Source organism: Herbaspirillum sp. B65 (genome assembly GCF_000333555.1).
In the GTDB taxonomy this organism is placed as follows: Bacteria; Pseudomonadota; Gammaproteobacteria; order Burkholderiales; family Burkholderiaceae_D; genus Herbaspirillum; species Herbaspirillum rubrisubalbicans.
Map to the genome: position 1 here is coordinate 1 of NZ_BADI01000458.1, position 7,825 is coordinate 7,825.

A 7,825-nucleotide genomic window follows, 5' to 3' on the forward strand; every position below is an offset into this window, starting at 1 on the left:
TACTGCCCGTAAGGGTCCGCTTCGGCCGCTTTGGCCTTTCCCTACCTTAAGGCGTCATCATGTCCGCAATTGATAACAAGCATCTGATTGAAATCGTCTCCGTCCAAGAATCCTCCGGCGTCAGCCGCAAGACCGGCAATCCCTGGAAGATGTACCGCGCTCAATGCGTCGTCACTGGCGGCGATAACGGCGCGAAGGTTGGCGAACTGCTGTTGCCTGATTCGCTGAAGGACACGACGCCCGGTAAGTACCTCGCTGAATTCCAACTCGATGTGAGCTTCGCCAGGGCGATACGCAGGTCGGTCTCATCCTTGACCGAATGCACCATCACGCCCAGGATCTTGCCGTAGATGCGCAATTGTTCATATCCGCCGATACGGTAGCCGTCGGTGGTAATCAGGGCCAGCTTGCCGGAACCGTGGCGCATCACGCAGCGTGCGGCCAGCTTGGCCGTGGTGGTGGTCTTGCCCACGCCAGTGGGTCCGACCAGGGCGAAGACGCCGCCGTTTTCCAGCAACTCGTTTTCGTTGGCCAAGGTATTGAGGTTGCGGGCCAGCACCGACTTGACCCAGAACATGATGTCCTGCGACTTGGAATTGGCGGGCAGGTTTTCGGTGATCAGGCGCGACAGGCTGGCCGAGAAACCGGCTGCCAGCATTTCCTTCAGGACGATGCCCTTCAGGGGTTCGCGCTTTTGCGTGCCGCCCCAGGAAATCTCGGCCAGCTGGGTTTCCAGCACGCCGCGCATGGAGCGGATTTCACTCATGACTTCGGACAGGATTTCGTCATAGTCCTTGCCATCGAATTCGGGCAGGGCCGAACGCGGGCGCTGATCCGCTTGACCCGACTCATGGGCTGCGCCGGAGGCCGGACGGGCCGCCTGCTCTGCGCGGCGGCTGCGCCAGACGCGGGCGTCGCCGGTAGCGGCCGGTTCTGCCGCACGGGCCGGGGCACGACCTTGGGCCGGCTGATCCAGCAAGGGCGCATTCTCGGCACGCGCTGCGCGCATCGGCTGCTGTGCCACTGGCGAGGATAGCAAGGCGGGACGCTTGGGCTGCTGGGCCGCAGGCTGGCCGGACTGCTGCTGCAAGGATGCCGCCGGTGGGCGAGCATTGGGGTCGCGCGTCCCAGTGGGGGCCACCAGGGTGGTCATGTCCTCATTGGCCATGGCCAGGATCTCCACCCCGTCAGGAATATTGCGGTTGGAGAGAATGACGGCATCCGGCCCAAGCGCCTCGCGAACCTGGCGCCAGGCCTCGCGAGAAGAATTGGCGATAAATTTCTTGACGTTCATGCTTGCCCTCCAACTAGGCTGGTAACTTTAATCGTTTTTGACTCGGGTACTTCAGCGTGCGAGAGCACACGCAACTGTGGCAAGGCGCGGCGCAAGAAGCGCGCCAGCAAGGTACGCAGCGGCGCTCCCACCAGCAGTACCGGGGCAAAGCCCATCTGCTCCTGGCGCTGCGCCGCCATCTCGGTCTGCTGCACCAGCGAATCGGCCAGGCCCGGCTCGATGCCGCCACTGTCGCCGCTGGCTTGCAGTGCCTGCATGAGCAGGCGTTCGAGCTTGGAGTCGAGGGCCATGACGGCCAGCTCGCTCTCGCCCGGGAAAATCTGTTGCACGATGGCCCGGCCCAGTGCGATGCGCACGATCGCCGTCAGATCGGTGGGGTCCTGGATGCGTGCCGCGTGCTCGGCCAAGGTTTCGATGATAGTGCGCATATCGCGAATATGCACGCCTTCGGCCAAGAGGTTCTGCAATACCTTCTGCAGAGTACCCAGCGGCAGCATCTTGGGCACCAGGTCTTCCACCAGCTTGGGCGCTTCCTTGCCCAGGTGGTCCAGCAGGCTCTGCACTTCCTGGCGGCCCAGCAGCTCGGCGGCATGGGTGGTGATGAGGTGGTTCAGGTGGGTGGCCACCACGGTACCGGCATCGACCACGGTATAGCCCATGGTGGAAGCCTGTTCGCGCAGGCTGTTGTCGATCCACACGGCCGGCAGGCCGAAGGCCGGGTCGGAAGTCATCATGCCGGGCAAGGGACCGGTCACCATGCCGGGGTTGATGGCCAGGTACTGCCCGGCATGGGCCTCGCCATTGCCCACCTCCACCCCTTTCAAGGTAATGCGGTAGGCCGAGGGTTTCAATTCCAGGTTGTCGCGGATATGGATGGGGGGCGAGAGGAAGCCCACTTCTTGGGCAAACTTCTTGCGGATGCCCTTGATGCGCTTGAGCAGTTCGCCGCCCTGCCCCTTGTCCACCAGCGGGATGAGGCGGTAACCCACTTCCAGCCCCAGGGTATCGACCGGCATGACGTCGCTCCAGGTCGCCTCCTCGCCTTCGGCAGGCGCAGCGGCCGAGGCGGTGGCCTGCGGTGCGGCGGCCGCCGCTTCGGCCTTGGTTTTTTCGACCCGCTTGCCGATGGCATAGGCGCCGCCGCCCATGGCCGCAGCCAGCAGGATGAAGGCGATATGCGGCATCCCCGGGATCAGGCCCATGCCGCCGATGATGACGGCGGTAATGTAGAGCACTTCGGGCTTGGCGAAGAGCTGGTTGATGAGCTGTCCGCCCACGTCCTGGTCGTTGGCCACGCGCGAGACCACCACACCGGCGGCCGTGGAGATGATCAGCGAAGGAATCTGCGCCACCAGGCCATCACCGATGGCCAGCAGGGTGTAGTTCTTCAAAGCCGCATCGAAGGCCAGGTCGTGCTGCACCATGCCCACCACCAGGCCGCCGACGATGTTGACCACGGTCACGATGATGCCGGCCACGGCGTCGCCGCGCACGTACTTGGAGGCACCATCCATGGCACCGTAGAACTCCGACTCCTGCGCCACTTCCTTGCGGCGGGCGCGGGCTTCGGGCTCACCGATCAAGCCGGCGTTGAGGTCGGCGTCGATGGCCATCTGCTTACCGGGCATGGCGTCCAGGGTGAAGCGTGCGCCCACTTCGGCAATACGGCCGGCACCCTTGGTCACCACCATGAAGTTGATGATGGTCAAAATCACGAACACCACGATACCGACGGTGTAGTTGCCGCCGATGAGGAAGTGGCCGAAGGCCTCGATCACCTTGCCGGCGGCGTCCGGCCCGGTGTGACCTTCGGTCAGCACCACCCGGGTGGAGGCCACGTTGAGCGACAGGCGCAACATGGTCGACACCAGCAGCACGGCCGGGAAGGCGATGAAGTCCAGCGGCTTGACCGTGTAGAGCGCGGTCATGAGCACAATCACCGAGAGCGAGATGTTGAAGCTGAACAGCAGATCCAGCATGAAGGCCGGCAGCGGCAGCACCATCATCGCCAGCATCATGACGATGAGGATCGGGGCCGCCAGTGCCCTGCCGCTCTTGACCGGCACCCAGGCCGGGATTTTCATGGTATTGAGTTTGGTCGCCATCGTTACTGCCTGCTTCTATTCTTGGCCCCGCGGGGTTTCTTGGGCGCGGTGGCCGGATCGAGTTCCTTGGGCACGTTCAGTTCGGTGGGCTCCACCGGGCGGTTGCCGCCGAACTTGCCATAGGTGCGCAACTGGAACACATAGGCCAGCACTTCAGCCACGGCCGTGTAGAGCGCTTCGGGAATTTCGTCGCCGATTTCGGTATGGGTGTGCAGCGCACGCGCCAGGGGCGGAGCCTCCAACAGCGGCACCTTGTGCTCGCGCGCCAGTTCGCGGATCTTGGCGGCGATGTCGTCGGCGCCCTTGGCCACCACCTTGGGTGCGCCCATCTTGCCTTCGGTATATTTCAGTGCCACTGCATAGTGGGTCGGGTTGGTCACCACCACATCGGCGGTAGGCACTTCGGCCATCATGCGACGGCGCGCCATGGCGCGCTGCATCGCGCGGATCTTGCCCTTGATGTGGGGGTCGCCTTCGGATTCCTTGTGTTCCTGCTTGACCTCTTCGCGCGTCATGCGCAGCTTGCGGCCGTAGTTCCAGATCTGGTAAGGCACGTCCAACGCAGCAATCAACACCAGCGCCGACACAATGGTGATGAAGCTCACCCACAGCAGATAGGCCGAATGCGCCCCTGCCGTCTTGAGCGACTCCACGCCCAGCCCCATGACGGCGTCGAGCTGACCACGAATGGCCACCCAGGCCACGATCCCCACCAGCAAGGTCTTCAATACCGCCTTGCCCAACTCGACCAAGGAATTGATCGAAAACATGTTGGCAAAGCCGCTGATGGGATTGAGTTTGCCGAACTTGGGCGCCAATGACTGCACGTTGAACAGCCAGCCCCCCAGCATCAGCGGCGCAGCCATGGCAGCCAGGGTCATCAGGAAGGCCAAGGGAATGAGGGCAACGGCCACATCGATGAGGTGAGCGCTCAACATGTTGAACATGACCACCGGATCGAAGGCTGCGGCCCGCTCGAAGCTCATCGTCGCGACCAGGATACGGTCCAGGCTGGTCACCACCGGACCACTGAAGAGCCAGACACAGCTACCGCCCACCAGCAGCATCAAGGTCGTGGCCAATTCGCGCGAACGCGGCACATCACCCTGCTCACGGGCACGCTCGATGCGTTTGCCCGTGGCGGGTTCGGTCCGCTCCATATCGCTGTCTTCGGCCATCCGCCTTATCCCCCCTGCTAAACCGCTGTCCGTCCTGCGTCGCGTGCGCTGGACGGATTTATAGAACAATAGGCTAGGATTATTGGCGAGCGGGCGCCTGGATCATCAGGGGAATAACGGTGAAAACGTCCCGCATTTCGGACTAGGCAAAATCGCAAGGCTCTGCCTGTGGCAGCACGATGCGTATCGAATCCGGCATCGACGACGAAAAGTCAAGCGCGATGGCACACTCCCGCCGATTTCAGGGCGCAATTACCGCCGCCGCGTAGCATTTGAGACACAAAAACAAAACGCCCCGGACTTGCCATCAAGGCAACATCCGAAGCGTTTCCTGGGCGCTGGCCACCGAACTCAGAAGCCCAGGCTTTCCAGCAAATCATCTACCTGACCCTGGTTGGCAATGACATCCTTGCCGGCCGGATCAATCTGCGGGCCGTTGAGCAAACCGCTATCTTCGCGCTTGGTCTCGGAAGGCGAATAATCGACCAGCAACTGCACCAGTTGCGACTCCAGGTCATGGGCCAGCTTGGTGACGCGCTTGATGACCTGGCCGGTCAGGTCTTGGAAGTCCTGGGCCATCATGATGTCCAGCAATTGCTGCTTGGTCACGCTGCTGTCTTCGCCGGCCTGGGCCAGGAAGGCCGAGGTCTTGGCGGCCAGCGCGCGATAGTCGGCTTCGGAGAAGCTGCCGGCGCTGGCAGCATCCCACTGCGCCTTGAGTTCGCTGGCGCCGTCATGGATGCGCTCCTGCAGAGGGCTGGCCAGCTCAGTGGCATTGAGCACGCGCTGGGCGGCTTGCTCGGTCATGCGGGCCACGTATTCGAGACGGTCACGGGCGTCCGGCATATCGCTGGCGGCTTTTTCCAGCAGGCGATCAAAACCCAGTCCGCGCAAGCTGTCGTGCAGGTTGCGCGTCATGTGGCCGATGCGCACCAGCACTTCTTCGCTCACGCCGGTGCCCTCGGCCGATGAAGTACGGGCGGGATTGGGAGCGCTATCCACCTCAGCCACCTGCGGCCATCTTTTCGAAGATCTTGCCCAGCTTCTCATCCAGCGTCGCTGCAGTGAAGGGCTTGACGACATAGCCGTTGGCACCGGCCTGGGCGGCCGCCACGATGTTTTCCTTCTTGGCCTCGGCGGTGACCATCAGCACCGGCAACTTGGAGAGGGCCGGATCCTTGCGGATTTCCTGCAGCATGGTCAGACCATCCATGTTGGGCATGTTCCAGTCGGAGACGACAAAGTCGAACTGGTCGCTGCGCAGCTTTTGCAAGGCCTGCACACCATCTTCGGCCTCATCCACGTTGGTGTAGCCCAACTCCTTGAGCAGATTGCGCACAATGCGGCGCATGGTCGAGAAATCATCGACAACTAAGAACTTGGTATTGGGACCCGACATGCTAAGACTCCATCTGAACAATTGAATTCTTGGTTATCGGCAAGGGCACTGCGCAACTTGAACCGATAACCTCTACTTACCCCAAGTAAGGGCCCATCAGCCCATACTTCCTCTTATTGCAACGCATTGTAGTGCAGCAAAACAAAACTGGCAGAACAATAAGCGCTCAACGCCACATCACACGCGCAGAGCACGACTTCCGTGTTCTGCCAGCCACGCCAGCACCCTGCCCGGCATGGCTTGCAGCGACAGAACCTCATGGGCTGCACCCACGGCAATGGCTTCGCGCGGCATCCCGAAGACCACGCAGGAAGCTTCATCCTGGGCAAAGTTGTAGGCGCCGGCATTGCGCATTTCCAACATTCCCTGGGCGCCATCCTTGCCCATACCGGTCAGGATCACGCCCACGGCGTTCTTGCCGGCGCAGGTGGCGGCCGATTGGAACAGCACATCCACCGACGGACGGTGACGGTTCACCGGTGGCCCCTGGTCGAGCTGGGTCATGTAGTTGGCGCCGCTGCGCACCAGTTTCAGGTGCGAGTGGCCGGGAGCGATATAGGCGTGGCCGGGCAATACGCGTTCGTTGCCAGCCGACTCCACCACCGAGATCTTGCACAGGTTGTTGAGACGCTGGGCAAAGGAGCGGGTAAAGCCTTCCGGCATGTGCTGGGTAATCAGGATGCCCGGGCAATCCGACGGCATACGAATCAGGAATTCCTTGATGGCCTCGGTGCCACCGGTAGAGGCACCGATGATGATCAGTTTTTCACTACTGGTGAGCGGATTGCGGATCTGCGGCAACACTTCACCAGAGGAGGCCGCCTGCTCGGCCGAGCGCGACGGACGGGCGCGCACGCGCGCCTTGGCGGCAGCACGGATCTTGTCGGCGATCATGTCGGCATATTCCTGCATACCGCTCTGTATCGAGATCTTGGGCTTGGTCACGAAGTCGATGGCACCCAGTTCCAGGGCGCGCAACGTGATTTCAGAGCCACGCTCGGTCAGAGAAGACACCATCACCACCGGCATGGGGCGCAGGCGCATGAGCTTTTCCAGGAAATCCAGGCCATCCATGCGCGGCATTTCCACGTCCAGCGTCAGCACGTCCGGATTGGTCTGCTTGATCAGCTCGCGCGCAATGATGGGATCGGGAGCCACACCCACCACTTCCATGTCGGGCTGGCTGCCGATGATTTCACGCATGACGCTCCGGATCAGCGCCGAATCATCCACGATAAGAACTTTAATTTTCATCACTCAATCACTCAAATTTCGGTATTGCCCTGATAAGCCCTTCTGCCCTGCCCACCAACTCAGAACAGATCCACCTCGCCACCCACTGGCTTGGTGACCAGCTTGCTGGCGTAGGCTTTTTCGCGATCCACCAGGGTGTTGTTGTGCATTTGCTTCAATTTCTTCACCAGCACCTTGCCGGTGCGCGGGAAAAAGTAGACCTTGCGCGGATAGATGTCGTTGAGGTCTTCGGCCACCACCCGGATGTTTTCTGCCTTCAGGTAGCGCCGCACGAATTCGGCATTGCGCTCTCCCACGTTGATGGCGGAGAAGCCGCGCAGCACGTTGCCCCCGCCGAATACCTTGGCCTCCAGGTTTTCGCGCCGGGCGCCGGACTTGAGCACGTCGTTGATCAGCACTTCCATGGCATAGGTGCCGTAGCGCGCCGAAGCCGAAATCGGGCTGCCGTCATCACCGCCACCATCAGGCAGCATGAAGTGGTTCATACCGCCGATGCCGGAGAACGCGTCGCGGATGCAGGCCGAGACGCAGGAACCGAGGACGGTGACGATCATCATGTCCTTGGTCGTGAAATAGTATTCACCCCGCAGGATCT

The 7,825-nt window shown here is 61.8% G+C and carries 6 protein-coding genes and 1 pseudogene; all 7 read right to left on the reverse strand.

The window, feature by feature from the left end:
* Positions 1-274: 274 nt before the first annotated feature.
* Positions 275-1,294, reverse strand: a pseudogene (flhF, locus tag I5W_RS11015) (flagellar biosynthesis protein FlhF); the annotation flags it as partial.
* The gene (flhA, locus tag I5W_RS11020) at positions 1,291-3,399 is read right to left on the reverse strand and encodes a flagellar biosynthesis protein FlhA (protein WP_017450921.1); all 2,109 of its coding nucleotides are present in this window, start codon (positions 3,397-3,399) and stop codon (positions 1,291-1,293) included. The pseudogene flhF and the gene flhA, both read right to left, overlap by 4 nt.
* Positions 3,400-3,401: 2 nt before the next feature.
* A complete protein-coding gene (flhB, locus tag I5W_RS11025) occupies positions 3,402-4,577 on the reverse strand; it encodes a flagellar biosynthesis protein FlhB (RefSeq protein ID WP_044529249.1) in 1,176 nt (391 codons plus the stop codon).
* A 351-nt stretch (positions 4,578-4,928) separates the two neighbouring features.
* Entirely contained in the window at positions 4,929-5,588 is a 660-nt protein-coding gene (cheZ, locus tag I5W_RS11030) for a protein phosphatase CheZ (protein WP_017450919.1), read from the reverse strand.
* Positions 5,581-5,976, reverse strand: a complete 396-nt coding sequence (cheY, locus tag I5W_RS11035; protein WP_006712751.1) for a chemotaxis response regulator CheY — start codon at positions 5,974-5,976, stop codon at positions 5,581-5,583. The genes cheZ and cheY overlap by 8 nt, the downstream gene beginning before the upstream one ends.
* A gap of 177 nt (positions 5,977-6,153) precedes the next feature.
* Entirely contained in the window at positions 6,154-7,230 is a 1,077-nt protein-coding gene (locus tag I5W_RS11040) for a protein-glutamate methylesterase/protein-glutamine glutaminase (RefSeq protein ID WP_044529250.1), read from the reverse strand.
* A gap of 59 nt (positions 7,231-7,289) precedes the next feature.
* Positions 7,290-7,825, reverse strand: a 536-nt coding sequence (gene cheD, locus I5W_RS11045; RefSeq protein ID WP_044529251.1) for a chemoreceptor glutamine deamidase CheD, incomplete at its 5' end; no start/stop codon positions are given.